The 25,665-nt window shown below is 72.9% G+C and carries 23 protein-coding genes; 9 read left to right on the forward strand and 14 right to left on the reverse strand.

The annotated features are described in order from the left end of the window. Positions 1 to 19 precede the first annotated feature (19 nt). The 7 genes from ACH4K4_RS15460 to argC all read right to left on the reverse strand — a co-directional run bounded on the left by ACH4K4_RS15460 (position 20) and on the right by argC (position 7,744). Entirely contained in the window at positions 20 to 1,255 is a 1,236-nt protein-coding gene (locus ACH4K4_RS15460; protein ID WP_398167635.1) for a helix-turn-helix domain-containing protein, read from the reverse strand. A gap of 314 nt (positions 1,256 to 1,569) precedes the next feature. Then, on the reverse strand, positions 1,570 to 2,739 hold the full coding sequence (locus ACH4K4_RS15465) for an amidohydrolase family protein (RefSeq protein ID WP_398167637.1): 1,170 nt from the start codon (positions 2,737 to 2,739) through the stop codon (positions 1,570 to 1,572). An 86-nt stretch (positions 2,740 to 2,825) separates the two neighbouring features. Beyond that, on the reverse strand, positions 2,826 to 3,368 hold the full coding sequence (locus tag ACH4K4_RS15470; protein WP_360135291.1) for an arginine repressor: 543 nt from the start codon (positions 3,366 to 3,368) through the stop codon (positions 2,826 to 2,828). Between the two features lie 8 nt (positions 3,369 to 3,376). Next, entirely contained in the window at positions 3,377 to 4,648 is a 1,272-nt protein-coding gene (locus ACH4K4_RS15475) for an acetylornithine transaminase (RefSeq protein ID WP_398167638.1), read from the reverse strand. Then, a complete protein-coding gene (gene argB / locus ACH4K4_RS15480) occupies positions 4,645 to 5,568 on the reverse strand; it encodes an acetylglutamate kinase (RefSeq protein ID WP_398167639.1) in 924 nt (307 codons plus the stop codon). The genes ACH4K4_RS15475 and argB overlap by 4 nt, the downstream gene beginning before the upstream one ends. Then, entirely contained in the window at positions 5,565 to 6,719 is a 1,155-nt protein-coding gene (argJ, locus tag ACH4K4_RS15485; protein WP_398167640.1) for a bifunctional glutamate N-acetyltransferase/amino-acid acetyltransferase ArgJ, read from the reverse strand. The genes argB and argJ overlap by 4 nt, the downstream gene beginning before the upstream one ends. After that, positions 6,716 to 7,744, reverse strand: a complete 1,029-nt coding sequence (gene argC / locus ACH4K4_RS15490) for an N-acetyl-gamma-glutamyl-phosphate reductase (protein ID WP_398167641.1) — start codon at positions 7,742 to 7,744, stop codon at positions 6,716 to 6,718. Before argC ends, argJ begins: the two co-directional genes overlap by 4 nt. 352 nt (positions 7,745 to 8,096) lie before the next feature. Between argC and ACH4K4_RS15495 the strand changes: the two genes are divergently transcribed. Next, positions 8,097 to 9,221: a hypothetical protein gene (locus ACH4K4_RS15495; protein WP_398167642.1), complete on the forward strand. Its 1,125-nt coding sequence runs from the start codon at positions 8,097 to 8,099 to the stop codon at positions 9,219 to 9,221. Between the two features lie 134 nt (positions 9,222 to 9,355). On the opposite strand, the gene ACH4K4_RS15500 is transcribed toward ACH4K4_RS15495, so the two are convergent. Then, complete coding sequence (locus ACH4K4_RS15500; protein ID WP_398167644.1) at positions 9,356 to 9,760, reverse strand: DUF5997 family protein; 405 nt, start codon at positions 9,758 to 9,760, stop codon at positions 9,356 to 9,358. A gap of 58 nt (positions 9,761 to 9,818) precedes the next feature. On the opposite strand from ACH4K4_RS15500, the gene ACH4K4_RS15505 reads away from it, so the two are divergent. Next, positions 9,819 to 10,586, forward strand: a complete 768-nt coding sequence (locus ACH4K4_RS15505; RefSeq protein ID WP_398167646.1) for a LysR family transcriptional regulator substrate-binding protein — start codon at positions 9,819 to 9,821, stop codon at positions 10,584 to 10,586. 3 nt (positions 10,587 to 10,589) lie between these two features. Here the strand turns inward: ACH4K4_RS15505 and ACH4K4_RS15510 are convergent, their stop codons facing one another. Beyond that, complete coding sequence (locus ACH4K4_RS15510) at positions 10,590 to 11,216, reverse strand: TetR/AcrR family transcriptional regulator (protein WP_398167648.1); 627 nt, start codon at positions 11,214 to 11,216, stop codon at positions 10,590 to 10,592. Between the two features lie 130 nt (positions 11,217 to 11,346). On the opposite strand from ACH4K4_RS15510, the gene ACH4K4_RS15515 reads away from it, so the two are divergent. Beyond that, the gene (locus ACH4K4_RS15515; protein WP_398167649.1) at positions 11,347 to 12,480 is read left to right on the forward strand and encodes an FAD-dependent oxidoreductase; all 1,134 of its coding nucleotides are present in this window, start codon (positions 11,347 to 11,349) and stop codon (positions 12,478 to 12,480) included. Here the strand turns inward: ACH4K4_RS15515 and ACH4K4_RS15520 are convergent. The 3 genes from ACH4K4_RS15520 to ACH4K4_RS15530 form a co-directional block, all read right to left on the reverse strand. Then, complete coding sequence (locus ACH4K4_RS15520) at positions 12,474 to 13,145, reverse strand: response regulator (protein ID WP_398167651.1); 672 nt, start codon at positions 13,143 to 13,145, stop codon at positions 12,474 to 12,476. The genes ACH4K4_RS15515 and ACH4K4_RS15520 overlap by 7 nt on opposite strands. Beyond that, positions 13,142 to 14,566: a sensor histidine kinase gene (locus ACH4K4_RS15525; protein ID WP_398167653.1), complete on the reverse strand. Its 1,425-nt coding sequence runs from the start codon at positions 14,564 to 14,566 to the stop codon at positions 13,142 to 13,144. Before ACH4K4_RS15525 ends, ACH4K4_RS15520 begins: the two co-directional genes overlap by 4 nt. 219 nt (positions 14,567 to 14,785) lie before the next feature. Further along, positions 14,786 to 17,008, reverse strand: a complete 2,223-nt coding sequence (locus ACH4K4_RS15530) for an NADP-dependent isocitrate dehydrogenase (protein WP_398167655.1) — start codon at positions 17,006 to 17,008, stop codon at positions 14,786 to 14,788. A 282-nt stretch (positions 17,009 to 17,290) separates the two neighbouring features. Between ACH4K4_RS15530 and ACH4K4_RS15535 the strand changes: the two genes are divergently transcribed. From ACH4K4_RS15535 to ACH4K4_RS15545, 3 genes are all read left to right on the forward strand, one after another. Further along, positions 17,291 to 18,514, forward strand: a complete 1,224-nt coding sequence (locus ACH4K4_RS15535) for a beta-ketoacyl-[acyl-carrier-protein] synthase family protein (RefSeq protein WP_398167656.1) — start codon at positions 17,291 to 17,293, stop codon at positions 18,512 to 18,514. A 375-nt stretch (positions 18,515 to 18,889) separates the two neighbouring features. After that, a complete protein-coding gene (locus ACH4K4_RS15540) occupies positions 18,890 to 19,792 on the forward strand; it encodes a sigma-70 family RNA polymerase sigma factor (protein WP_398167658.1) in 903 nt (300 codons plus the stop codon). Positions 19,793 to 20,094: 302 nt separating this feature from the next. Then, positions 20,095 to 20,355 (forward strand): hypothetical protein, encoded by a 261-nt coding sequence (locus ACH4K4_RS15545; protein WP_398167659.1) that lies wholly within the window; start codon positions 20,095 to 20,097, stop codon positions 20,353 to 20,355. A gap of 249 nt (positions 20,356 to 20,604) precedes the next feature. Here ACH4K4_RS15545 and ACH4K4_RS15550 read toward each other — a convergent pair whose 3' ends face one another. Next, positions 20,605 to 21,015, reverse strand: coding sequence for a VOC family protein (locus ACH4K4_RS15550; RefSeq protein WP_398167661.1), 411 nt, complete (start codon positions 21,013 to 21,015; stop codon positions 20,605 to 20,607). A gap of 140 nt (positions 21,016 to 21,155) precedes the next feature. Next, complete coding sequence (locus tag ACH4K4_RS15555) at positions 21,156 to 22,262, reverse strand: AsnC family transcriptional regulator (protein ID WP_398167663.1); 1,107 nt, start codon at positions 22,260 to 22,262, stop codon at positions 21,156 to 21,158. Between ACH4K4_RS15555 and ACH4K4_RS15560 the strand changes: the two genes are divergently transcribed. The 3 genes from ACH4K4_RS15560 (at position 22,261) to ACH4K4_RS15570 (ending at position 25,631) form a co-directional block, all read left to right on the forward strand. After that, on the forward strand, positions 22,261 to 23,046 hold the full coding sequence (locus ACH4K4_RS15560) for an inositol monophosphatase family protein (RefSeq protein ID WP_398167664.1): 786 nt from the start codon (positions 22,261 to 22,263) through the stop codon (positions 23,044 to 23,046). The two genes, ACH4K4_RS15555 and ACH4K4_RS15560, sit on opposite strands and share 2 nt — an antisense overlap. Before the next feature lie 161 nt (positions 23,047 to 23,207). Then, a complete protein-coding gene (locus ACH4K4_RS15565) occupies positions 23,208 to 24,080 on the forward strand; it encodes an IPT/TIG domain-containing protein (RefSeq protein ID WP_398167665.1) in 873 nt (290 codons plus the stop codon). Between the two features lie 267 nt (positions 24,081 to 24,347). Further along, a complete protein-coding gene (locus ACH4K4_RS15570) occupies positions 24,348 to 25,631 on the forward strand; it encodes an extracellular solute-binding protein (protein WP_398168021.1) in 1,284 nt (427 codons plus the stop codon). Positions 25,632 to 25,665: the final 34 nt, after the last annotated feature.

A 25,665-nucleotide genomic window follows, 5' to 3' on the forward strand; every position in this document is an offset into this window, starting at 1 on the left:
TGTGGCCTGACTCCGACGGTCAGTCGTACTGCCGCAGCGCCTCCACGAGCAGGCGGCCTTCTCTCGCTCCGGCGCGGATCAAGGCCGCGGCAGTGGTGTGCAGCTCGTTCCACGAGTACGGCCGTCCGATCGTGGCGGCGTCGGAGACGAGCGGGAGAGCCACGGCCAGCGCCTCGGCGGCCTCTCCGGTTCCGGCGTACGCGTGGGCCAGGCAGCATCCGTACCACGTCCGGTCACGTCGGTAGCCGTCCCCCAGCCCTGCCAGCCCGGTGCGCAGCTGCCTGACGGCGTCACCCCAGTCGTGCAGGTGCATGGCGATCATGCCGCGCTGGAGTGTGAACCATGTGTCGCCGTAGAAGTACATCCACGCGGGCTCGTCCTCCGGACGCTCGGACGCGCGAGTGATCAGCGCCTGGGCCTCGTCGAGCAGTCGGTGGGCGTCGCTGCCGGCGCCGTTGAGGGAGTGGCCGCGGGCGGCCATCTGCGCCGCCATCCCCCGTACGCCGGGAGACGCATCCGGCGCCGACCTGCGCGCCGCCTCGGCGAGACGTACGGTGCGGTCACCCTGGCCACCGGACCATGCCATGTGTGCCTTCATGCTCAGCGTGGTGGCGGCCATGTCCGCGTCCCCGGCCTCCAGTGCCCAGTCGTGGCTGCGGTCGTACCAGGCGAGAGCGGCAGTGGTCTGCCCTTGGTCCTGGGCCATCCACGCGAGGAACTGGGCGTGTTCGGAGGCCAGCCGGACCACTCGGTCCGCAAGCGGCCCCCGGGCGCCCGGGAACAGGTCCACGACCGAACGCAGTTGCTGCCGCATCAAGCTCACCAGCGGACGGGAGCCGATCGAGTCTTCGGCGGAACGGTGCTCGGCGAGCAGCCGGTCCAGCCAGTCCAGGGTGGGGGCGTCCACCTTGTGGGTGGCGTCGGCGACGCCGCCGAGGCGTACGAGCAGATCGTCGTCCGGCCCCGGGCCGGGCAGCACGAGCCCTGCGACCGGCTGACGGTCCGGGCACACCGCGTGTGCCGGCGCACCCAGCCCGTTGACGATGCGCTGCCGTACTTCGCTGGACGTGACCCTGCGGCGCCCGCGCTCGATGTCGGACACGTCCGGCTGCACCAGGCCGACGAGTTCGCCGGCCTTGGTCTGCGAGAGCCCCGAGAGCCTGCGGTAGGTGCGCAGGACGGCGCCCCAGTCTTCGGCAGCGAGTGCCGAACGTAGCTCCGGGTGGGACCAGAGGCTGAGGTCGGGTGCCGTCATACGGCGAACATAGGGCGGCCTATAGGGCGGTGGGATGGGCCTCGTGCCCACCCGTCCCGATGATCGGTCCGGAAAGCCCCGGCGGCTGCGTGAGCGGCAGCGCCGAGGGACCTTCTCGACCCGGAGCCGTGACGATCGTGGCTGGAGGAGCCGGCCGAGGACGGGCCCTGGTCGTGTCCGAGCTGGTGTCCAATGCCGTTCGGCACGCGCGGAGCCGTTTCGTCCGGGTTTCGGTCACTCGGCCGGGGGCGGACCTTCCGTGGGGGAAGCGCGTGTGGGCGGAGTTGCACGGGGAGGGGTGAAGGTGAGCTGCCTCATGCCACCCTCACCCCGCCCCGCACGACCGCGACCACGTCGTGCACCGCCGTGGCGTTGGTCAGGGGGTCGCCGCCCACCGCGACCAGGTCCGCGTCGTACCCGGCCGCGATGCGGCCCTTGCGGCCGCCGAGGCCGCAGATCATCGCTGCCGTCGAGGTGGCGGCGCGCAGGGCCTGGGCCGGGGTGAAGCCGAAGTCGGTCATGGCGGTGATGCCGTGGGGGTAGCTGCCGTGGGCCTTGACCGGGAAGATGCCGGAGTCGCTGCCGAGGGCCATGGTCACGCCGGCTTCGCGGAGGGTGGCCAGGCCTGCGATGAGGGACGGGATGCGGCGGGCGATGTGGGCCGGTGGTGGGGGGCCGCCGGGGAGGGCGCCGAGGGTGAGGGAGGCGGTGACGCCTCGGCGGGTCATTTCCCCGATCACCTGGCGGTCGAAGTCGACGCCGGATTCGGTGAGGAAGAAGCAGTGTTCGATCGTGTCGAAGCCGGTGGTGACCGCTTCGCGGATGCCCGTGACGGCGTGGGCGTGGGCGGTGACCGGGAGGCCGTGGTGGTGGGCCTCGTCGACGATGGCGTGCAGTTCGCCGCGCCCGTACTGGACGCTGTACGGGTCCGAGCCGGGAGTGAGGTCGCCGCCGGTCACCATGACCTTGACGACGTCCACGCCGCGCTCGGCCCGTTCCCGTACGGCCGCGCGGACGCCGTCCACGCCTTCCGCCCGGCCGCCGAGGAACCAGCAGTGGCCGCGGGTGGTGGTCAGGGGCGGCCCGGCGGCGACGATGTGCGGGCCCGCCGCCGGGTCGCGGGCCGTCTCGGCGCGCAGCCGCAGGGTGAGGTAGCCGCGGTCGCCGAGGTCCCGTACGGTCGTCACCCCGGCGGCCAGGGACGCCAGCGCGGCGGCCTTGATCCGGTCGAGGAGGGTGTCGTCGTCGGCGCCGGTGAGCCGGCCGACGACGTCGGTGCTCGCGTCGAACGCCAGGTGGGTGTGGGTGTCGACGAAGCCGGGGAGGAGGGTGGCGGCGCCCACGTCGAGGATCTCGGCGCCGATCACCGGCATGCCGCCGGGCTGGACGGCCGCGATCCGGCCGTTCTCGATCAGTACCGTGGGCCGTTCGACGAGCCCCGGCCCCTCGCCGTCGAACAGCGCTCTTGCCCGTACTGCCAGCATCGGTCCTCCCGAACCGCCCGGCCGCCGCGGCCGGGACGGCCCCCAGTACAGCGGCCGGACGGGCGGCACGGCGCGGACCGGGCGGTTCAGCGTGCCTTTTGCGCCAGCTGCAGCAGGTGGTCGGCGAGTGCCTGGCCGCCGGCCGGGTCGCGGCTGATGAGCATCAGGGTGTCGTCGCCGGCGATGGTGCCGAGGATGTCGTGCAGTTCGGCCTGGTCGATGGCGGAGGCGAGGAACTGGGCGGCGCCGGGCGGGGTGCGCAGGACGACGAGGTTGGCGGACGCCTCGGCGGAGATGAGAAGTTCTCCGGAGAGCCTGCGCATCCGTTCCTCCTTGGCCGACTCCCCCAGCGGCGCCCGCGGCTTGCGGTCGCCGCCCTCGCTCGGTACCGCGTAGATCAGCTCGCCGCCGGTGTTGCGGATCTTCACGGCGCCCAGTTCGTCCAGGTCGCGCGAGAGGGTGGCCTGGGTGACGGTCAGGCCGTCGTCGGCGAGCAGCTTGGCGAGCTGGCTCTGCGAGCGGACGGCCTGCCGGTTGAGGATGTCCACGATCCGGCGGTGGCGGGCGGTGCGGGTCTGCGGTACGGCAGGGCCGCCGTGCAGCGTCTCGTTGTCCTGCGCCTCGGTCATCGTTGTCGTCAGTCTCCGGATCGTTGTACCCCGTGTGCCCCTGCGAGGGCCGCGTCGAGGACGGCGGGGAGCTTCCGGAGGAACGTATCCGCTTCGTCGTCCGAGACGATCAGCGGCGGGGCGAGCCGGACGACGTCCGGCGCGACCGCGTTCACCAGGAGGCCCGCGTCCTGAGCCGCTCGCTGCACCTGTGGTGCGACGGGCTCGGTCAAGACGATACCCAGGAGGAGACCCGCCCCGCGGACCTGGCCGACGAGCGGGTGCGCCGCTGCCTCGATCCCGCCACGCAGCCGCTCGCCCACCCGCTTGACGTGGTCGAGGAGGCCGTCGGCCGCGATCGTGTCCAGTACGGCGAGCGCGCTCGCGCAGACGACGGGGTTGCCGCTGAAGGTGGAGCCGTGCGAGCCGGGGGTGAGCAGGTCGGCGGCCGGTCCGAAGGCGAGGGTGGCGCCTATGGGCAGGCCGCCGCCGAGGCCCTTGGCCAGCGTGATCACGTCGGCCTCGACGCCCTGGGCCTGCGACGCCAGCCAGTGGCCCGTACGGCCGATGCCGGTCTGGATCTCGTCCAGGGCGAGGAGGGTGCCGGTGGCGGCGGTGATCTCGCGGGCGGCCGCCAGGTAGCCGGGCGGCGGGACGACGACGCCGTTCTCGCCCTGGAGGGGCTCCAGGACCACCAGGGCGGTGTCGGTGGTGACGGCGGCGCGCAGCGCTTCGGCGTCGCCGTACGGGACGAAGTCGACGTCGCCGGGAAGCGGCCGGAAAGGGTCCTGCTTGGCGGGCTGGCCGGTGAGCGCGAGGGCGCCCATGGTGCGGCCGTGGAAGCCGCCGGTGGTGGAGACCATGCGGGTGCGCCCGGTGAGCCGGCCGATCTTGAAGGCGGCTTCGTTGGCCTCGGCGCCGGAGTTGGAGAAGTAGACCCGGCCGGGGCGGCCGGCGATGCCCAGGAGCCGTTCGGCCAGCGCGACGGTGGGTTCGGCGACGAAGAAGTTGGAGACGTGCCCGAGGGTGGCGATCTGCCGGGAGACCGCGCGGACGACGGCGGGGTGCGCGTGGCCGAGGGCGTTGACGGCGATGCCGCCGAGGAAGTCGAGGTAGTCGTTGCCGTCGGCGTCCCAGACCCGTACGCCCTCGCCGCGTACCAGGGGCACGCGCGGTGTGCCGAAGTTGTCCATCATCGAGCCCTGCCAGCGCTCGGTGAGGGCCGAGTTGGCCGCCGTGCCGGGCGCCGCCGTGCCGGTTGCCGCGTGTGGGGCCGTGCCGCTCGCCGGGCCGCCGCTCATGCCGTTCCCCCTGCTTCGTCCGTCTGCGTGTCCGGCACGACCATCGTGCCGATTCCCTCGTCCGTGAAGATCTCCAGCAGGATCGCGTGCTGGACCCGTCCGTCGATCACCCTGGCGGTGCGCACACCGTTGCGTACGGCGTGCAGGCAGCCCCGCATCTTGGGCACCATGCCGCTGGCCAGTTCGGGCAGCAGCTTCTCCAGCTCGGTGGCGGTGAGCCGGGAGATCACCTCGTCGCTGAGCGGCCAGTCCTCGTACAGGCCCTCCACGTCGGTGAGGACCATCAGCGTCTCGGCGCCGAGGGCCGCGGCCAGGGCCGCTGCCGCGGTGTCGGCGTTGACGTTGAAGACGCCGGTTTCGTCGCCCTCGTCGGCGCTGCGGGCGACGGAGGAGATGACCGGGATACGGCCGTCGTCCAGCAGCGCCAGCACGGCGCCCGGGTCGACCCCGGTGACCTCGCCGACCCGTCCGATGTCCACCCGCTCGCCGTCCACCTCGGCGTAGTGCCGCGTGGCCGACATCAGCCGGGCGTCCTCGCCGGTCATGCCGACGGCGAGCGGGCCGTGCTGGTTGAGCAGCCCGACCAGTTCCCGCTGCACCTGCCCGGCGAGCACCATCCGTACGACGTCCATCGCCTCGGGCGTGGTGACCCGCAGGCCCGCCTTGAACTCCGATTTCAGGCCGACCTTGTCGAGCTGGGCACTGATCTGCGGGCCGCCGCCGTGCACCACGACCGGCCGCAGCCCGGCGTGCCGCAGGAAGACCACGTCCTGCGCGAAGGCGGCCTTCAGCTCCTCGTCGACCATGGCGTTGCCACCGAACTTGATCACGACGGTCTTGCCGTGGTGCCGGGTCAGCCAGGGCAGCGCCTCGATGAGCGTGCGGGCCTTGGGCAGCGCGGTGTGCTTGCGGGTGCTCATGACGCGTACGCGCTGTTCTCGTGGACGTAGTCGGCGGTGAGGTCGTTCGCCCAGATCACCGCGGACTCGGTGCCGGCGCTGAGATCGGCGGTGATCCGCACCTCCCGGTAGCGCATGTCCACCAGGTCCCGGTCCTCGCCCACCGAACCGTTCTTGCAGACCCACACGTCGTTGATGGCGACGTTCAGCCGGTCCGGGTCGAAGACGGCCGACGTGGTGCCGATGGCGGACAGCACCCGCCCCCAGTTCGGGTCCTCGCCGTGGATGGCGCACTTCAGCAGGTTGTTACGGGCGATGGACCGGCCCACCTCGACGGCGTCGTCCTCGCTGGCCGCGCCCACCACCTCGATCCGGATGTCCTTGCTCGCGCCCTCCGCGTCGCCGATGAGCTGCCGCGCCAGGTCGTCGCAGACCGTGCGGACCGCGTCCGCGAACGCGTCGTACTCCGGCACCGCTCCGGACGCCCCGGAGGCCAGCAGCAGCACCGTGTCGTTCGTGGACATGCAGCCGTCGGAGTCGACCCGGTCGAAGGTGGTCCGGGTCGCGTCGCGCAGCGCCCGGTCCAGGACCGGCGCTTCCAGGTCGGCGTCGGTGGTCAGCACGACGAGCATGGTGGCCAGTCCCGGTGCGAGCATGCCGGCGCCCTTGGCCATGCCGCCGACCGTCCAGCCGTCCCCGCTCAACGCGGCGGTCTTGTGCACGCTGTCGGTGGTCTTGATCGCGATCGCGGCCTTCTGGCCGCCGAGCACGCTGAGGTCGGCGGCGGCCTTCTCGATGCCCGGCAGCAGCCGGTCCATCGGCAGCCGTACGCCGATGAGCCCCGTCGAGGCGACGGCGACCTCACCGGCGCTGTGCCCGGGGAGCACCTCGGCGGCCTTCTCCGCGGTGGCGTGGGTGTCCTGGAAGCCCTCGGGGCCCGTGCAGGCGTTGGCGCCGCCCGAGTTGAGTACCACGGCCGAGACCCGGCCGCCCTTGAGCACCTGCTCCGACCAGAGCACCGGCGCGGCCTTGACGCGGTTGGCGGTGAAGACGCCTGCGGCGGCCAGTCGCGGACCGTTGTTCACCACCAGGGCGAGGTCCGGGCTCCCGTTCTCCTTGATCCCGGCGGCGATGCCCGCCGCCGAGAACCCCTTGGCTGCCGTGACGCTCACGGTGCGACTCCGATCGTAGAGAGCCCGGTGGCCTCGTCGAGGCCGAGGGCGATGTTCATGCTCTGCACCGCGCCGCCCGCGGTGCCCTTCGTCAGGTTGTCGATGGCGGCGACCACGACGATCCGGCCGGCCGCCGCGTCGTGGGCCACCTGCACCAGCGCGGTGTTGGACCCGTACACGGCCGCGGTGGACGGCCACTGCCCCTCCGGGAGCAGGTGGGCGAACGGCTCGCCGCCCAGCGCCTTCTCGTACGCCGCCCGCAGGTCCGCGCCGTCCACGCCGGGCCTGGCCTTGGCCGAGCAGGTGGCCAGGATGCCGCGGGACATGGGCGCGAGCGTGGGCGTGAAGGAGACGGTGACCGGCTCCCCCGCCGCGGCGCTCAGGTTCTGCGCCATCTCCGGCGTGTGCCGGTGCGCCCCGCCCACGCCGTACGGGCTCATCGAGCCCATCACCTCGCTGCCCAGCAGGTGCGGCTTGAGTGCCTTGCCGGCGCCGGAGGTGCCGGTGGCCGCGACGATCACGGCCTCGGGCTCGGCGAGCCCCGCCGCGTACGCGGGGAAGAGGGCCAGCGTCACCGCGGTCGGGTAGCAGCCCGGCACCGCGATCCGCCGGGACGCGCGCAGCGCCTCCCGCGCGCCGGGCAGCTCGGGCAGCCCGTACGGCCAGGTGCCGGCGTGCGGCGAGCCGTAGAACTTCTCCCAGTCGGCGGCGTCGGCGAGCCGGAAGTCGGCGCCGCAGTCCACCACGAGCACCTCGGGCTTCAGCGCCTCGGCCACCGCCGCGGACTGCCCGTGCGGCAGCGCCAGGAAGACGACGTCGTGCCCGGCCAGCGCCTCGGCCGTGGTGGCGACCAGCTCCCGCCCGGCCAGCGGCACCAGGTGCGGCTGCACGGCACCGAGCCGCTGCCCCGCGTTGGCGTGCGCGGTCAGCGCCCCGATCTCCACGTCCGGGTGCCCCAGGAGCAGCCGGAGAACCTCACCCCCGGCGTACCCGCTCGCTCCGGCCACTGCTGCTCGTACTGCCATGGACCCTCCTCCTTGAAGGAATGAATATACGTAGGGCAGCAGGTTTATGCAATGGTGGTTTCATGGTTGACAGGGAGGGGGGTGTGGCTGAGCGCCATGGTTGTGGCGTTCCGCCTTGCCTCGCCGACGGCGTCCGGATCGCGCCCCCGGAACGCCGCCCTCCCCACCACGCCGGTGACAGGCAGCAGGTGCGGTGCCAGAGTGTGCGCCGCAGCACCTGGCGGGACTCCGGCCGGACCTCGTCCCCCTGTCCCGGCATCCGCCTCGTGCGGTGCCGGGCCGCTCGGAGCACATCTCACCTCGGCATGCCCTGCCCGCGACGTACCGGGCTGGGGGGCCGGAGAGGAATGGCATGGGTTCATGGCACTGGAGCGACCAGCAGAAACCCACCAGCACCATCGGGGTCCGGGCCACCGCCGGCGCCGTCACCATGAAGGACGACCCGCAGGCCGCACAGCGGCCCTACGTCTTCGTCCGCGGCTACGACTCACGGCTGCACGTCAACTGGTGGGACGGCAAGACCTGGCACTGGAGTGACCAGGGGACTCCGCCCGGCCGTACCGTCCTTGAGAAGATCGGCGCGGTCACGGTCCAGGACAGTGCGAGCGCCGCGCAGCGCCCGTACGTCTTCGTCATCGGTGACGACTCGAAGCTGTACGTGAACTGGTGGGACGGCAACAAGTGGAACTGGAGCGACCAGGGCGCGCCCAGCGGGCGTCTGGTCCGTGAGGGCGTCGGGGTCGTCTCCGTGCGGAACGACCCGAACGCGGCGCAGCGCCCGTACGTGTTCGTCCTCACCGACGACTTCCGGATGTGGGTCAACTGGTGGGACGGCAGCAAGTGGAACTGGAGCGACCAGGGCGCGCCGCCGAGCCGCACCATCTCCCGCCCCCTGGGCGTCACCACCGTGCGCGACAACCCGAACGCCTTCACCCGCCCGTACGCCTTCGTCATCACCGACGACTCCCGCGTCTGGGTCAACTGGTGGGACGGCAACAAGTGGAACTGGAGCGACCAGGGCGCGCCGTCCGGGCAACCGGTCAAGAAGGGCGCGGGCGTCATCAGCGTCCAGAACGATCCGAACGCCGCGGAGCGGCCCTACGCCTTCGTGCAGGGCTACGACTCGAAGCTGTACGTGAACTGGTGGGACGGCGGCAAGTGGAACTGGAGCGCACAGGGCGCGCCGTCCGGGCGGCTCGTCCTCGACTCCGTGGGCGTGGTCATGAGGCAGAACGACCCCAACGCCTTCACCCGCCCGTACGCCTTCGTCATCGGTGACGACTCGAAGCTGTACGTGAACTGGTGGGACGGCAAAGCGTGGCACTGGGCCGCGCAGGACACACCGCCCGGCCGCATTATCGAGCGGCCCGGCGAAGCCGTCACACTCCAGGACACTCCGAACGCGAAGCAGCGGCCCTACGCGTTCGTCGTCACCGACGACTCCGAGCTGTGGGTCGACTGGTGGTCGGAAGCGTAAACGGGGCACCACGCGGCGGGCGCAAGGCCCGGTGCCGAAGAACACATCGGCCGGCCGGCCCGGCGTAACACGCCGGGGCCCGGTCGGCCGGTTCTGCTCCGGGAGCGTTCGCCGAGCGGCTCCCGCGTGGTCCGCTACTTGTCGCGCTGCTCCTGCTTCGCCTGCTTCTCCTTGTTCTTCTCCTTGATCCGCACGGTTTCCTTGCGGACCTCGGCCTGGGTGGCGCGCTCCTTCTGGAGCCACTCGGGAGACTCGGCCTTCAGCGCTTCGATCTGCTCCGTGGTGAGCGCTTCGGTGACCCCGCCGCGCGCGAGCCCGGAAATGGAGACGCCCAGCTTCGCCGCGACCACGGGCCGGGGGTGCGGGCCGTCCCGTCGCAGGTCCCGCAGCCACTCGGGCGGGTCGGTCTGCAGCGCGTTCAGTTCGGCGCGCGAGACGACACCCTCCTGGAACTCGGCGGGGGTGGCTTCGAGGTACACACCCAGCTTCTTCGCCGCGGTCGCGGGCTTCATCGTCTGGGTGTTCTGGTGCGACGTCATGCCGTCAAGGGTATCGATCGTGTGCGCTACCGCTGACCACGACCGGTAACCTGGCGGAGTGACAGGCTCGGAAGAAACCCTCTCGTTCCGGCTCGCGTACGTCCCGGGGGTGACGCCCACCAAGTGGGTGCGTATCTGGAACGAGCGGCTGCCCGGCGTTCCGCTGGAGCTCATCGCGACGCCCGCCGCCGAGGCGTACGGCGTGCTGCGGGACGGCGGCGCCGACGCGGGTTTCGTGCGGCTGCCCGCCGACCTGACGTACTTCAGCGCGATCCCCCTCTACGAGGAGACGACGGTGGTCGTGGTCCCCAAGGACCACCTCTTCACCGCCGCCGACGAGGTCGCCACCGAGGACCTGGCCGACGAGATCGTGCTGCACCCCCTCGACGACACCCTCGGCTGGGAGCGCCCGCCGGGGCAGCCCGCCTTCGAGCGCCCCGCGACGACGGCGGACGCCATCGAGCTGGTGGCGGCGGGCATCGGCCTGCTCGTCGTCCCGCAGTCGCTGGCCCGGCTGTACCACCGCAAGGACCTCAAGTACCGGACGCTGACGGACGCCCCCCAGTCCCGGATCGCGCTGGCCTGGCCGCAGGAGCGGACCACCGACCAGGTCGAGGACTTCATCGGCATCGTCCGCGGCCGGACCGTCAACAGCACCCGCGGCCGCACCCAGCCGCAGGCCGCGGCCCAGCCGAAGGCCAAGCAGCCCGGCAAGGCGGGCGCCCGCAAGCCCGCCGCGGGCAAGCCCGCCGGCAAGGGCTCACGCGGCCCGCGCGGCGGCTCCGGCGCCCCGAAGGGCGCCCGGCGGGGCAAGCCCCGCCGCTGACGGTCAGCTTCCCGGGCGAACCGCCTCCCACCCCCGCTCCAGCAGGTCGAAGATCTCTTCGGTGGCCCGGCGCGGCGCGGGGTGCCGGTCGGTGAGGGTGCGGGAGGCGAGGGCGAAGTGGGCCAGGGCGGCGCAGGTGGCGTCGCCCTCGGGGGCGCCGACCTCCTCGGCGATGGCACGGGCCAGGGCCGATTCGTGGCGCATCCACATGCGCTGGGCGTAGTCGCGCAGCGCCGGGGTCTCGGACACCAGGCGGATGAACGCGGCGATCTCGGGGTGCGTGACGTCCTTCTCGGTGCGCAGCACGTACGCGCGCAGGGCTTGCAGGACCGACTGGCCGGGGGCCCGGTCGCGTACCGCGGCGACGAGGGCGGCCTCGATGTCGTCGTCCTGGTCGAAGACGAGCGCTTCCTTGCCGGCGAAGTGCTTGAACAGGGTCGTCACCGACACGTCGGCGGCGTCGGCGATCTCCTTGACGCCGACCTGTTCGTAACCGCGCTCCAGGAAGAGCCGCAGGGCGGCATCGGCCAGGGCCTGTCGGGTCCGGGCCTTCTTTCGCTCGCGGCGGCCGGCGGGGGCGCCGCTCCCGGAAGGCGGGGGCGGTTCGAGGCGGGGAGCGGGTTCGGTCACGGGTACAGCCTACCTCGGGGTGTATCGACTTCGAAGGTTTAGCGATTGCACTTATTTATTGGATGTGCTTTTTTTGGGTCAGCGCCAGGACGTCCGGTCCGGCGTTCCATGCACCCCTGGAGGGGGACCCATGAACCTCACCCGAGACGCCCGCGTCGCGATCGTCGGAGCCGGCCCCGGCGGCCTGGCCTGTGCCCGCGTCCTGCAGCTCCACGGCCGCTCCGTCACCGTCTTCGAGCGCGAGACGTCCCCGGAGGCCCGTTCGCAGGGCGGCTCCCTCGACCTCCACCCTGATACGGGCCAGGCCGCCCTGCGCGCGGCGGGCGTGCTCGACCGGTTCCACGAGCTGGCCCGCCCCGAGGGCCAGGAGTGGCGGGCCCTGGACCACGCCACCGCGGCCGCGCTGGAACAGCAGTGGCCGCCCGGGGACGAGGGCGCGGGCGTGGAGGACCGGCCGGAGATCGACCGCGGACACCTGCGGGGGCTGCTGCTGGACTCGCTCGTGCCGGGGACGGTCCACTGGGGGCGCGCCGTCAGCAGCGCCCTGCCGCTCGACGACGGCACCTGCCGCCTGGTGTTCGCGGACGGCACCACCGAGGACTTCGACCTGGTCGTCGGCGCCGACGGCGCCTGGTCGCGGGTCCGCCCGGCCGTCTCGGACGCCCTCCCCCGGTACACCGGCGTCACCTTCGTCGAGGTCGGCTTCGACGACTCCGACGTACGCCATCCCGGCCTGGCGCGGCTGGTCGGCCCCGGCACCATGGTCGCGAAGACCGGGTCCACGGGCCTGTTCGCCCAGCGGAACAGCAACGGCCATATCCGCGTCTACCTGGCGTTCCGGGCTCCGCAGGACTGGCACACGGCCGCCGGGCTCGACCTGGGCGACAAGGCGGCGACGCGTGCGTACCTCTCGGAGATGCTCGACGGGTGGGACGAGAGGCTGCGCTACGCGCTGCTCGGCGCCGACAGCGACTTCGCCCACCGGCCCCTTTTCGCGCTGCCCGTCCCGCACGTCTGGGACCACGTCCCGGGTGTGACCTTGCTGGGGGACGCCGCGCACCTGATGCCGCCGCTCGGCGTGGGCGTCAACCACGCGCTGCTCGACGGCACCGACCTGGCCCAGGCACTGGTCGCCCAGGCGTACACGGACGACGCCGTGCGCTCCTACGAGGAGATGATGCTGCCGCGGTCGTCCGAACTGGCCAAGAGGTGCGCGGAGGGGCTCGACCACCTGATACCGCCCGTGACGGCGGACGGTCAGTAGCCGGACGGGCGGACCAGGCCCGTCTCGTACGCGAAGACCGCCGCCTGGGTGCGGTCGCGGACGCCCAGCTTCACCAGGATGCGGCTCACATGGGTCTTCACGGTCTGCTCGGCCAGTACCAGACGGGCGGCGATCTCCGCGTTCGACAGACCTTGGGCGACCAGGGAGAGGACCTCGGTCTCACGTTCCGTCAGGTCGCCGACGCGGTCCTTGAGGGGCGCGCGGGGCTGCCCCGCCATCCGGGAGAACTCGGCGATCAGGCGCTTGGTGATGTTGGGGGCGAGCAGCGCGTCGCCGGCCGCGACCACCCGTACGGCCTGGGCGAGGTCGGCGGCCGACGCGTCCTTGAGCAGGAATCCGGACGCGCCGGCGCGCAGCGCCTCGTAGACGTACTCGTCCAGGTCGAAGGTGGTCAGGACGAGGATCTTGACGTCGGCTCCGGCGGTCTCGGTGAGGCGGCGGGTGGCCTCGATGCCGTCCAGGCCGGGCATCCGGATGTCCATCAGCACGACGTCGGGCGCGAGTTCGGCAACCTTGGCGAGGGCGTCGAGGCCGTCCACGGCCTGGCCCGCGACCTCGATGCCGGGCTCGGCGTTGAGCAGCACCGTGAATCCCTGGCGGACCATGACCTGGTCGTCGGCGATGAGCACGCGGATGGGTGTCATGGGGCGTCCTCGGTGGAATGGGTGGACCGGGCGGGGCCGTCGGGCCGGGCGTCGGTGTCCACGGGCAGGACGGCGGTGACTTCGTAGCCGCCGTCGGGAGTCGGCCCGGCGGCGAGGTCGCCGCCCAGCATGGCGGTGCGTTCGCGCATGCCGAGCAGCCCGTGGCCGGCGCCCGGAGAGGCGGCGACAGGACGATCCGGCGCGGAGTTGGTGACGCGTACGGTGAGTGCGGCTGGGCGGTAGGCGATCGTCACCGCGACGCGCGCGCCGGGGGCGTGACGCATCGCGTTGCTGAGTGCTTCCTGCACGATGCGGAACGCGGACAGTTCGACACCTGGTGACAGCGGGCGCCGCTCCCCGGTGTGTGTGGTGGTGACCGTCAACCCTGCGCTGCGGACGTTGGCGACCAGTTCGTCGAGACGGTCCAGAGTGGGCTGCGGGGCATGCGGTACGGCAGTGGTCCCGCCGTCCGGGGCATCCTCGGACCGCAACACACCCAGCACGCGGCGCAGTTCGGTCAGCGCCTCCACCGCGTTCGTACGGATGCCCGCGAGGTTCTCCCGCAACTCGGCGGACGGGTTCTCGGCCAGGTGCGGGGCGACCTGCGCCTGGATGGAGATCACCGACATGTGATGGGCGACCACGTCGTGCAGCTCACGGGCGATCCGGTTGCGCTCCTCCAGGAGCGTGCGGCGGGCCCGCTCCTCGCTGGTGATCTCCTCCTGTACGACGAGTTCGGTACGGGCCACCTGGCGGCCGCGGAGGGCGGCGCCGACGAGGACGACACCGACGAGAACGGCCATGGCACCGCCGAGGGGAAAGGGCTGGAGCGGGCCGGCGCCGATGCTGCACGCCAGCACCGTCAGGACCGTGAGGATCAGCGCTCCGGCTGCCGCGCGGAGCCGGTGCCGCAACGCGAGCAGGAACAGCACCCCGGCCTGTACGGCGAGCCCGGGTCCCGTCCAGGGGTACGGCCCGTCCCGGGTGAAGGACCAGGGGTACGCCACGTCCCCCGGGGACGGGACCCGCACCGACACGGCGATGACGATCGTGACGGCGGTCGCCGCCCACCAGGCCGCCACCGGCCGGAATGCCGCCAGAACGAGGGCCAGCGACTGGCCGCCGCCGAGGAGTACGGCGTACCCCATGGCGAAACGGTATTCCGGGGCGAAGGCGAGGTGGTTGATGCTGAACACACTGACGATCACCGCGCAGAACAGCAGCAGGACCACGATGAGCGGCTGCCAGGCCAGCCAGCCCGGCCGCTCCCCCGTTGGCAGCGGCCGGACGGCTCCCTTCACCAGGTCGTCACAGAACGCGCGTGACACCGTCCGTACGGCCGTCGACAGCCGCTTCTTGAGCGCCGTCCGCCCTGTCCGGACGCCCGCTCCGTTGTCCCCCACATGCTGGACCTCAAGCACCGTGCACGGTCTCCTCCCGGGAGGGGCCTTCCGTTCTGAGCGAAGCGCGCGCTTCACCAAGGAAGTTACGGATCGCGTCACGTGGTCGGCGTCCTGCCGGAGAGGGCATCTGCCGCCTAGCTCCGAAGTACTACGGGTAGGGGCCGCCAGGAAGAGCCGTACGAACACGGGTCCGCCCCGGCCGGGCGGGAGTGCCGGCCGGGGCGGACCCGTCGTGGATCAGCTGCCGAGGGTCGCCAGCGCCTGGTTGAGCGTGGCCGACGGGCGCATGACGGCCGCGGCCTTGGCCACCGAGGGCTGGTAGTAGCCGCCGATGTCGGCGGGCGAGCCCTGTACGGCGATCAGCTCGTCGACGATGGTCTGCTCCTGCTCGGCCAGCGTCGCCGCGAGCGCCGCGAAGGACTCCGCCAGCTGCGTGTCCTCGGTCTGGCGCGCCAGCTCCTGGGCCCAGTACAGGGCCAGGTAGAAGTGGCTGCCGCGGTTGTCGATGCCGCCCAGCTTGCGGCTGGGCGACTTGTTCTCGGCGAGGAACGTGCCGGTCGCGCGGTCGAGGGTGTCGGCGAGCACCTGGGCGCGCGCGTTGCCCGTCTTCTGCGCGAGGTGCTCGAAGCTCACCGCGAGCGCGAGGAACTCGCCCAGGCTGTCCCAGCGCAGGTAGTTCTCCTTGACCAGCTGCTGGACGTGCTTGGGCGCGGAGCCGCCGGCGCCGGTCTCGAACAGGCCGCCGCCGTTGATGAGCGGCACCACCGAGAGCATCTTGGCGCTGGTGCCCAGCTCCAGGATCGGGAACAGGTCGGTGAGGTAGTCGCGCAGCACGTTGCCGGTGACGGAGATGGTGTTCTCGCCGCGGCGGATGCGCTCGACCGAGAACTTCGTCGCCTCGACCGGGGACATGATCTCGATCCGCAGGCCCTCGGTGTCGTGCTCCGGGAGGTACTGCTTGACCTTGGCGATCAGGTTCGCGTCGTGGGCGCGGCCCTCGTCCAGCCAGAACACGGCCGGGTCGCCGGTCGCGCGGGCGCGGGTGACGGCCAGCTTGACCCAGTCGCGGATCGGCACGTCCTTGGTCTGGCACATGCGGAAGATGTCGCCGGCGGCGACCGTCTGCTCCAGGACGGCGTTGCCGTCCTGGTCGAGGACCCGCACCGTGCCGGTGGTGGCGATCTCGAAGGTCTTGTCGTGGCTGCCGTACTCCTCGGCCTTCTGCGCCATCAGGCCGACGTTCGGCACCGAGCCCATGGTCGACGGGTCGTACGCGCCGTTCGCCTTGCAGTCCTCGATGACGGCCTGGTAGACGCCGGCGTAGCTGCTGTCCGGGATGACGGCGAGGGCGTCCTGCTCCTGGTCGTCCTTGTTCCACATGTGGCCGGAGGTGCGGATCATGGCCGGCATGGAGGCGTCGACGATGACGTCGCTCGGTACGTGCAGGTTGGTGATGCCCCGGTGGGAGTCGACCATGGCCAGGTCCGGTCCCTCGGCCAGCTCCGCGTCGAAGGAGGCCTTGATCTCCTCGCCCTGGGGCAGCGACTCCAGGCCCTTCCAGATGCCGCCCAGACCGTCGTTCGGGGTCAGGCCGGCCTTGGCGAGCACGTCACCGTACGCGGCGAAGGTCTTCGGGAAGAAGGCGCGCACCACGTGACCGAAGATGATCGGGTCGGAGACCTTCATCATCGTGGCCTTCAGGTGCACCGAGAACAGCACGCCCTCGGCCTTGGCGCGCGCGACCTGCTCCTTGAGGAACTCGCGCAGCACGGCGACGCGCATGACGGAGGCGTCCACGACCTCGCCCGCGAGCACCGGTACCGACTCGCGCAGCACGGTGGTGGAGCCGTCGTCACCGGTCAGCTCGATGCGCAGGGTGCCGTCCTCGGCGACGACCGCGGACTTCTCGGTGGAGCGGAAGTCGTCGCCGGTCATGTGCGCGACCTCGGTCTTCGAGTCGGCCGACCAGGCGCCCATCCGGTGCGGGTTGGCCTTGGCGTAGTTCTTCACCGAGGCGGGGGCGCGGCGGTCGGAGTTGCCCTCGCGCAGCACGGGGTTGACGGCGCTGCCCTTGACCTTGTCGTAGCGGGCGCGGATGTCGCGCTCTTCGTCGGTCTTCGGGTCGTCCGGGTAGTCCGGCAGCGCGTAACCCTGCTCCTGCAGCTCGGCGACGGCCGCCTTCAGCTGCGGGATGGAGGCCGAGATGTTCGGCAGCTTGATGATGTTGGCCTCGGGCGTCTTCGCCAGCTCGCCGAGCTCGGCGAGGGCGTCGTCGATGCGCTGTTCCTCCTGGAGCCACTCCGGGAAGCCGGCGATGATCCGGCCCGCCAGGGAGATGTCGCGGCTCTCCACCGTGACCCCGGCCGTCGAGGCGTAGGCCTCGACCACCGGCAGGAACGAATACGTCGCCAGGGCCGGGGCCTCGTCAGTGTGTGTGTAGATGATGGTCGAGTCAGTCACCGGGTGCTCCGCTCCACGTCTGCAACATTGCTCGACATCAAGATATCTCGTGATCGGCGTCTTACCGCCAGGGCCCTGCATCACGTCTTGGCCCCTTCGTACTCATCGAGCACCCTGGCACCTTTCGCTTGCAGGAACCCCACAAAAACAAGCGACAGGTCTCCGTGAGGTTCCCCACCCGGCACGCCACGAAAACACTGGAAGAGTGGGCGGCAGTTGATCACTCCCCCCGCCTCACCCGGCCCGGGGAGTTGTATCCATACGACAATGGGGGTTCATCCAGTGCGTACTGTCACCGAAGAAGTCCTCGTCACCGGGCTCGGAGCCACCACCCCGCTGGGCGGAGACGCCGCCACGACCTGGGCGGGCATGCTGGCCGGGCAGTCCGGGATCAGCGCCATCGAGGAGGACTGGGCGGCCGGGCTGCCGGTACGGATCGCGGGCCGGCTCAAGACCGAGCCGGGCGAGGTCCTGGACCGGGTGCAGGCCCGGCGCATGGACCGCTGCGAGCAGGTGGCGCTCGTCGCGGCCCGCGAGGCGTGGGCCGACGCGGGCGCGCCCGAGGTCGATCCGGAGCGGCTGGCCGTCGTGATCGGTACCGGGACCGGGGGCGCGCTCACCCTGCTCGGCCAGGACGACGTCCTCGAAACGTCCGGCGTGCGGCGGGTGTCCCCGCACACCGTCCCGATGCTGATGGCGAACGGCCCGGCCGCCTGGGTCAGCATCGAACTCGGCGCCAAGGGCGGCGCCCACACCCCGGTCAGCGCCTGCGCCTCCGGGGCCGAGGCGATCGCCACGGGCCTGGACCTGATCCGCCTCGGCCGGGCGGACGTCGTCGTGGCAGGGGGCGCCGAGGCGTGCCTCCACCCGCTGCCGCTGGCCGGGTTCGCGCAGGCCAGGGCGCATTCGACGCGTAACGACGAGCCGCAGCGGGCCTCGCGTCCGTTCGACGCCGACCGGGACGGCTTCGTCATCGGCGAGGGCTCGGCGGTGGTCGTCCTGGAGCGCGCCGGATTCGCCGCCGCGCGGGCGGCCCGCGCCCACGCGACGCTCGCCGGCGCCGGCGTCACCTCGGACGCCCACCACATCACGGCCGCGCACCCCGAGGGACAGGTGCGGGCGATGCGGCTGGCGCTGTCCGCGGCGGGACTGTCCCCGCTCGCGGTCGGCCACGTCCACGCGCACGCCACGTCCACGCACCAGGGCGACCTCACGGAGGCCGAGTCGATCACCGAGGCCATCGGCACCCACCCCGCCGTCACCGCGACCAAGTCGATGACCGGCCACCTCTTCGGCGCGGCCGGTTCGCTCGGCGCCCTCGCCGCGATCCTGGCCGTCCGCGACGGCGTCATTCCGGCGACCCGGAACCTCGACACCCTCGACCCGGCGGTGAAACTCGACGTCGTCACGGGCGGACCCCGCCGCCAAGCCCTGTCCGCGGCCCTGACGAACTCCTTCGGCTTCGGCGGCCACAACGCGTCACTCGTCTTCACACCCGCCCCGTGAAGCGCCGGGGCACCGCCGGGCACCGGACGCCGGGAACGCGGGCACGCCGTACGCCACTTCGCGCTGCTCGCCGACCGGCGCACGGTGCTCGGGCGGCTGCGCCGCGCGTGGACGGGCATCAAGCACATCCGCCTCGACTGACGCGGTTCAGCCGTTCGGCCGAGCCTGCCCCGCCGCGCGCCGGGCAGACGCCGGGAGCACGGGTCGGCTACCGCCACCAGGACGCTCGGGGACCAGCGTGCCGTGCATCCGGAGAAAACCGTGCGGGACGGGCGGCCGTGGCAGGCGCCCGCCCCGCACGGCGCCCCGGCCTGTCACATCGGGGCGAGCGGATCCGTCAGGTTACTGACGGAACGCGACAGGAGAATGTGACCAGTGGACGAGAAGGACTTTCTGGCGGAGCGCTTCGAGGAGCACCGGGCGCGTCTGCGGGCGGTGTCGTACCGCATGCTCGGTTCGCTGAGCGAGGCGGACGACGCCGTGCAGGAGGCCTGGCTGCGGCTCAGCCGTGCGGATGCGGGCGGGGTCGGCAATCTCGGCGGGTGGCTGACGACCGTCGTCGGCCGGGTGTGCCTGGACATGCTGCGGGCCCGTACGGCACGGGGCGAGGAGTCCCTCGACGCAGGGGAGTCCGCCGGTGTCCGCGTGCCCGATCCCGTCGTCGGCAGCGGTACGGACGGGACGGACCCGGAGCACCAGGCCCTGCTGGCCGACTCGGTCGGGCTCGCCCTGCTGGTGGTGCTGGAGACGCTGGCGCCCGCCGAACGCCTCGCGTTCGTCCTGCACGACATGTTCGCCGTGCCGTTCGAGGAGATCGGCCCGGTGGTCGGGCGCAGCGCGGGCGCGGCGCGGCAGCTCGCCAGCCGGGCGCGCCGCCGGGTGCGGGGCGCGGCCACCACGCCCGACGCCGACCTGGCCCGGCAGCGGGAGGTGGTCGACGCCTTCCTCGCCGCCTCGCGCGGCGGCGACTTCGAGGCGCTGGTCGCCCTGCTCGATCCGGACGTGGTGCTCAGGGCCGACACCGGCGCCAGGTTCGCGGGCGCGCCCAAGGTGGTCGTCGGGGCGCGGGCGGTGGCCGGGCAGGCCTTCACCTTCCGGAGGCGGGCGCGGTTCGCCCGTCCCGCGCTCGTGAACGGGGCGATGGGCGTCGTCGCGGTCGCGAACGGGGTGCCGGTGTCGGTGATGGGCATGACGATCACGGGCGGCAAGATCGTCGCGATCGACATCCTCGCCGATCCGGAGCGGCTGCGGGGGCTGGGGGCGGGGAGCCGGGTCTGAGGGTCTTGGGGTGAGCCGCAGACGGAAGCGGGGGTTGTCCCCATGGTGGCCGCCGCGGCGGGTCCCATAGGGTCCATCCGCGTACGAGGACGACGCCACGCTCACGGCGCGGGTCACGTCCGTACGGCTGGACGGCGGCAACGGCTCGGTCACCGTGCGCGGCAGGAATTCCCCCGGCAAGGTGTCCGTGCACCGCAAACCGGAATACCGGGGCGACCGGCCGGAGAAAGCCACGCACCGGATGGAGAACGGCGCCGAACAGCCGTCCCCGCAGCCGCCGAGCACTGGGCTACACCGTCGACGTGCCCGCGGGCCTGCCGGTGACCGGCGCGGCCTCGAACGGCGCGGTCGACCTCGTCACGGACACCGCGCAGGACGTCCGGGCGAAGACGTCGAACGGCGCCGTCACGCTGGTCGTGCCGGGTGGTCAGGGCAACCGCTACCGGGTTTCGGCCGACACCGACAACGGCCACAAGACCCTCGGCGTGCCCGACGACCCGGCCGGCGAGCACCGGCTCGACCTCGTCACCACCAACGGGTCCAGCACGCTCAAGAAGGCGTGAGGCGGGGCGCGGTCGTGGGGGGGGCCGCGGGGGGGGGGGGGGCCCCCCCCCCCCCCCCCCCCCCCCCCCCCCAACCACCCCCCGCCCCGGGCCGCCCGGGCCCCCCCCCACCCCCCCGGGGGGGGATCCCCGGCGCCCCCTCGACACCACAACCGGTTCACGCACCCCAACGATGGCGTGGGGGGGGGGGGGGGGGGGGGGGCCCGGGGGGGGCCGGGCCCCCCCGGGCCCCCCGCCCCCGTCACGGCCTCACGAGGATGCCCGGGCCGTCTCGTCCGGGAACCCGCCGTACGGGCGGGTGATGATCTCCAGGCCGTGGCCGGACGGATCGTGGAAGTAGACCCCGCGCCCGCCGTCGTTGTGGTTGATCTCGCCCGGCTGCTTCCCGTGCGGATCGGCGTAGTACGTCAGTCCCGCCTGCTCGATCCGCGCGAAGGCCGCGTCGAATTCCTCTTCCGAGACGAGGAACGCGTAATGCTGCGTGACGATCGACTCGGCGGGGATGGTGGCGAAGTCCAGGGTGACTCCGTTACTGGTGTCCACCGGAATGAACGGGCCCCATTCCGCACCGGTTTCGAGCCCGAGGATATGCGCCAGGAATGCGGCGGATTCCCGGTTGTCCCGGGAGTGGACGATGGTGTGGTTCAACTGCACTGACACGGTGGAATGCCTCCGTAAGGCAAACTCACGGACACCTCCATGTCTCACCCGGCCGGTGACCGACACGCGATGCCGTCGCGGCAGATAGTAGGCGGCGTCACCGGTTCCGTCGAGTGGTGTTCCGGCGGCCCGGCGGCGTATCAGCCGCCCGGCCGTTTGACCGCGTGGCCGACGATGACGGTCTCGACGCCGCCGATGCCCAGGCCCGACAGGTCTTGTGAGATCAGACGGTAGAGGGCCGCCAGGTCCCGCACCCAGACCGCGGCGTGCAGGTTGGCGGCGCCGGTGGTGGCGAACGCGCCGTGCACCGCGGGGTGCCGGGCCAGCGTGCGCCCGACGGCGTCCAGGTGGTCCGGCGGCACCTGCATCATCACGTTGGCGTCGATCCGCAGGCCCAGGCGCTTGGGGTCCACGGCCACCTGGACGACCAGCCGGCCGTCGGACGTCATGCGGGCGAGGCGGCGCCGGACGGTGGAGGCGGGGTGCCCGGTGCGGGCGGCGATCGCCGCGGCCGGCGTACGGGCGTCGTCGCGCAGCGCGGCCAGGATGTCGCTGTCGACGGCGTCCGGGGCGGGCCCGGCGGGGGCCGGCGCGCGGGTGCGCGGCGCCGGGGTCAGGGCGGCGCGTTCCGCCTCGGTCAGCACGTCGTGGCGCCAGTCGGACGCCTCGGAGAACACGTGGAGCACGGTGGCGGCGGACACCGACGCCACCGCCGGCGTGGCGGGCAGCTGCCGGAAGACCAGGTGGTCGCGGGAGCCCGGGTCGGTCAGGGACACGGCGGTGATCTCGTCGCCCGTGGCCGACAGGTCGATGAACGGGATGTCGGGTCGGGCGGCCAGGGCGGCGGTGAGGGCGTCCAGCTTGCCCTTGAGCACCTTGATGCGCAGCAGCAGCGCGCCGACCGAGTCGGGGCGGGCGGGCAGGGCGAGGACCTTGACCGTGCCGTCGCCGGTCAGCGCCCGCCAACGCCGGTGCACGGTACGGGGGTTCTCGCCCAGCACCTCGGCGGCCCGCTCGGCGCTCAGCCGCCCGTCGCACTGGAGCGCCGCGACCAGCCGCTGGTCGCGGAGGCCGAGGACGGCGGGAGGGGCGGCAGCACCGGGCGTGGCGGCTCCGGGAGCGGAATTGCTCATGTTCTTCGGCATGAAGGACAGTTTCGCCCACTCCACAGCCCCGATGAGGCCGATCACGACGCTCCCGGCGCAGGATCGGCGCATCAGCCGTTCACCGACACCGGAGACGAACATGACGTACACGTCCCTGCTCGCGCCGATGGCAGCCGCCGCACACGAAGTCGGCGAGTACCTGGCCGGGGTGCCGCGCCCCACCGCACCGGCCGCCGCCACCTTGGAGGAACTGGCCGCGGTCCACCGCGCCGTGGAGGAACCGGCCGTCGCCATCGTGCGCCGGCACCTGGACGCGCTGCTCCCCGGCGTCCCCTGGGACGCCTCCGCGGACGCCGGGCTGCCGGCGGGAGACGTGTGGGTGGTGGACGTGATCGACGGCGCGGTGCAGTTCCTGCGGGGCCTGCCGAACTTCTGCGTCAGCCTCGCGCTGGTACGGGACGGCGAGCCGGTGGCCGCCGCGCTGCACGCGCCGCTGCCGGGCGAGACGTACCTCGCCGCGGCGGGCCGGGGCGCCACCCGCAACGGCAGGGCGATCGCCCCGTCGGCCGGTGTCCGGCCGGAGGCGGCGCTCGTGGGCACCAGTCAGCCGTCCTTTCTGGGCGGGCAGCCCGGGGTCGCGGCGGCGGCCGGGCGCGCACTCGCCGCCGTGCTGCCCGCGGTGGGCGCGGTCCGCAACCTCGGCCCCACCTCCTGGCAGATCGCCGACACGGCCGCGGGACGGCTGGACGCCTTCTGGGAGTACGGCAGGGACGACGCCAACCTGCTGCCCGGCGCCCTGGTGGCACGCGAGGCGGGCGTCGTCGTCACCGACACGACGGGCCGCCCGTGGCGCGCCGGAGCGCCCGGTTTCCTCGCCGCGCCACGCGGCCTGCACGGCACGCTGCTGGAGTTGCTGGAGCCCTGAGCGCAGGAGTGGATCCACCGTCCGGCCGGGGCCCCGGCCCCCGCTGCGCCACGGACCGGCGCACCGGCCCGGGACATGGCGGGCACGCCCGGCGGACCGCTGCGCGTGGGGTGGACGGAAGGGGCGTAACGGGAACAGTCGTGCGGGCGATGAGGGAGGGCATGACCACTCGATTAGCAGCGGCCTGGCCGGCCTTCCTCCTCGCCGCGGCCGCCCTGTTCGCGGCGGGCCCCGCCCTCGCCGCCACCGCCGTCTCCGCCTCCGGCCCCGACGTGGCCGTCTCACAGGCGGGCAACTACCCGGCGCGGCCCAACAGTTACGGCAACTTCTCCGTCAGCTGGACCTCGGTCGGCACGGCCGACACCACCGGGGTCACCCACCTGACCGTGGACCTGCCGCCCGGCCTGAGGACCGGCGGCGCGCTGATGTACTCGACGCCCTACGACTACACGTTCAGCCAGACCGTGTCGCCGGACGGGCGCCACCTGGAAGCGACGTTCCGCGGCACCCGCGTGCCCGGCCGCGGCGACTTCATGAAGGTGCAGGTCAGTTCGGGCGCGGCGACGCCGTCCGGGGTGATCAGGGCCACCGTCGCCAACCGCGACGACGTCAACCCGGCCAACAACGTGTCCACGTACACGGTCAACGGCCCGCAGCGGCCCGCCGGGACGCCGGACCGGCCGGCGGTGACCGCCATCGGCACGGCCACCGGGCCCGGCACCGGCGGCACCGCCGTGACGCTCACCGGCACCGGCCTGGACGACGGTTTCGTCCTGTTCGGCAACGACCGGTCCGCGAAGGCGAGTTGTACGGACACGCAGTGCACCGCCACCACGCCGGGCGGCTCCGGCAGCGTGCCCGTCACCGTCGTCACACCGGGCGGCGCCGCCGACGCCCCGGAGGAGTTCACGTACACCGGACCGCCGCCCGCCCCGCCCGCCGCTCCGGTGGTCACCGGGCTGAACGTGCGCGGCGGCCCGGCGCGGGGCGGGACGTCGGTGTACGTCCTGGGCACGGGCCTCGCGGGCGGCTAGGCGCGGTGCCGCGCGGCGCCTCACCCGTCGCGGCAGCACCATTGCACCGATCGGTGCCTGCTGGTTAGCTCTTGAGGGCTCCCGACCGTCCGGTTCGGGGGCCCGGGAGCGGGCGCAAACGGTTCTTCGGAGCCTTGGACCGGTTCGTCGAGGGGGTGGCCGGTGGTGCGCGACACACCGGGCGGGGACACGGGCACGGCGGGATTACCCAACGAGAACGCCGGGCCGGACGCGCGGCCTCCGGGCGGGCCGACACGGCGCCGCCTCCTGCACACCGGCGCCGCGCTCGCGGCAGGCGCGGTCGGCGCGCCCCTCCTCGGCGGCTGTCTGGCACCGGACGCCGGGAGCGTCGGCTCCGACGGCCGGATCACCGTCGAGCTGTGGCACGGCCAGGCCGACACCGGCCGCAAGGCCATCCAGGCGCTCGTCGACGACTTCAACCGCCGCCAGTCGCGCATCCGGGTCGACGCCGGTGGCGGCGGCGTGGTGGCCGACGCCATGCTCCAGAAGGTGACGGCGGCGCTGGCCGCGGGCTCGTACCCGGACATCGCGTACGTCTTCGGCGCCGACCTGGCCCGGGTGGCCCGCAGCCCCCGCGTCGTCGACCTCACCGGCGAGCTGCGCGCCACCGCGTACTGGCCGCAGTTCTGGGGACCGGTCCGCGACGCGGTCCAGCTCAACGGCCGGGTGCGGGCCGCGCCCGCCGTGCTGGACTCGCTGTGCGTCGTCTACAACAGGAAGCTGTTCCGCCAGGCCGGGGTGCCCTACCCCGAGGCGGGCTGGACGTGGGACGACTTCGTCCGTACGGCACGCCTGCTGACCGACCCCCGCCGCGGCACCTTCCGTACGAGCTGGCCCGGCACCGGCGACGAGGACACCGTCTGGCGGCTGTGGCCGCTGGTGTGGGACCTCGGCGGCGAGGTCATCGCCCCGGACGGGCACAGCATCGGCTTCAAGGACGTCGGGGAACAGGCGCTGGGCACCCTGGCGCGGCTCGCCGCGGACCGGAGCGTCTACGTCGACCCCAAGCCGGGCAGCGAGCAGATGCACCAGGTCTTCATCGGCGGCCGGATGGGCATGATGGCCACCGGCCCCTGGGAGCTGCCGGACATCGTGGCCGGCGGGGTCGACTACGACGTGGTGGCGCCGCCCACCTACAGCGGTCGGCCCTGCACGATCTCCGGCCCCGACACCTGGACCGTCTTCGACAACGGCCCGGAGCGGTCGCGGGCGGCGGTCGAGTTCCTGCGCTGGCTGGGCGACCCGGCGCAGGACGTGCGGTGGGCGGTGGGCGGCGGCAGCCTGCCGCTGAGCAAGGCGTCCGCCGGGAGCCCCGGGTGGCGGCGGTACTCGGCGCGTACCACCGGGCTGCCGGTGTTCACCAAGGCGCTGGAAACCGCCAGGGTACGGCCCGTCCACCCGGCGTACCCGCAGATATCGCAGGCGGTCGGCGAGGCGGTCGTCGCCGTACTGCTCGGCCGCAGCTCCCCCGCCGACGCGCTGCGCACCTGCGCCGAGAAGGCCGACGCGGCCCTGCTGATCCCCCGATGAGACCGGACGACGCCCGTGAGGCGGCGGCCGGCAG

It is taken from the genome of Streptomyces sp. NPDC017529 (genome assembly GCF_044329785.1).
Taxonomy (GTDB): Bacteria; Actinomycetota; Actinomycetes; order Streptomycetales; family Streptomycetaceae; genus Streptomyces.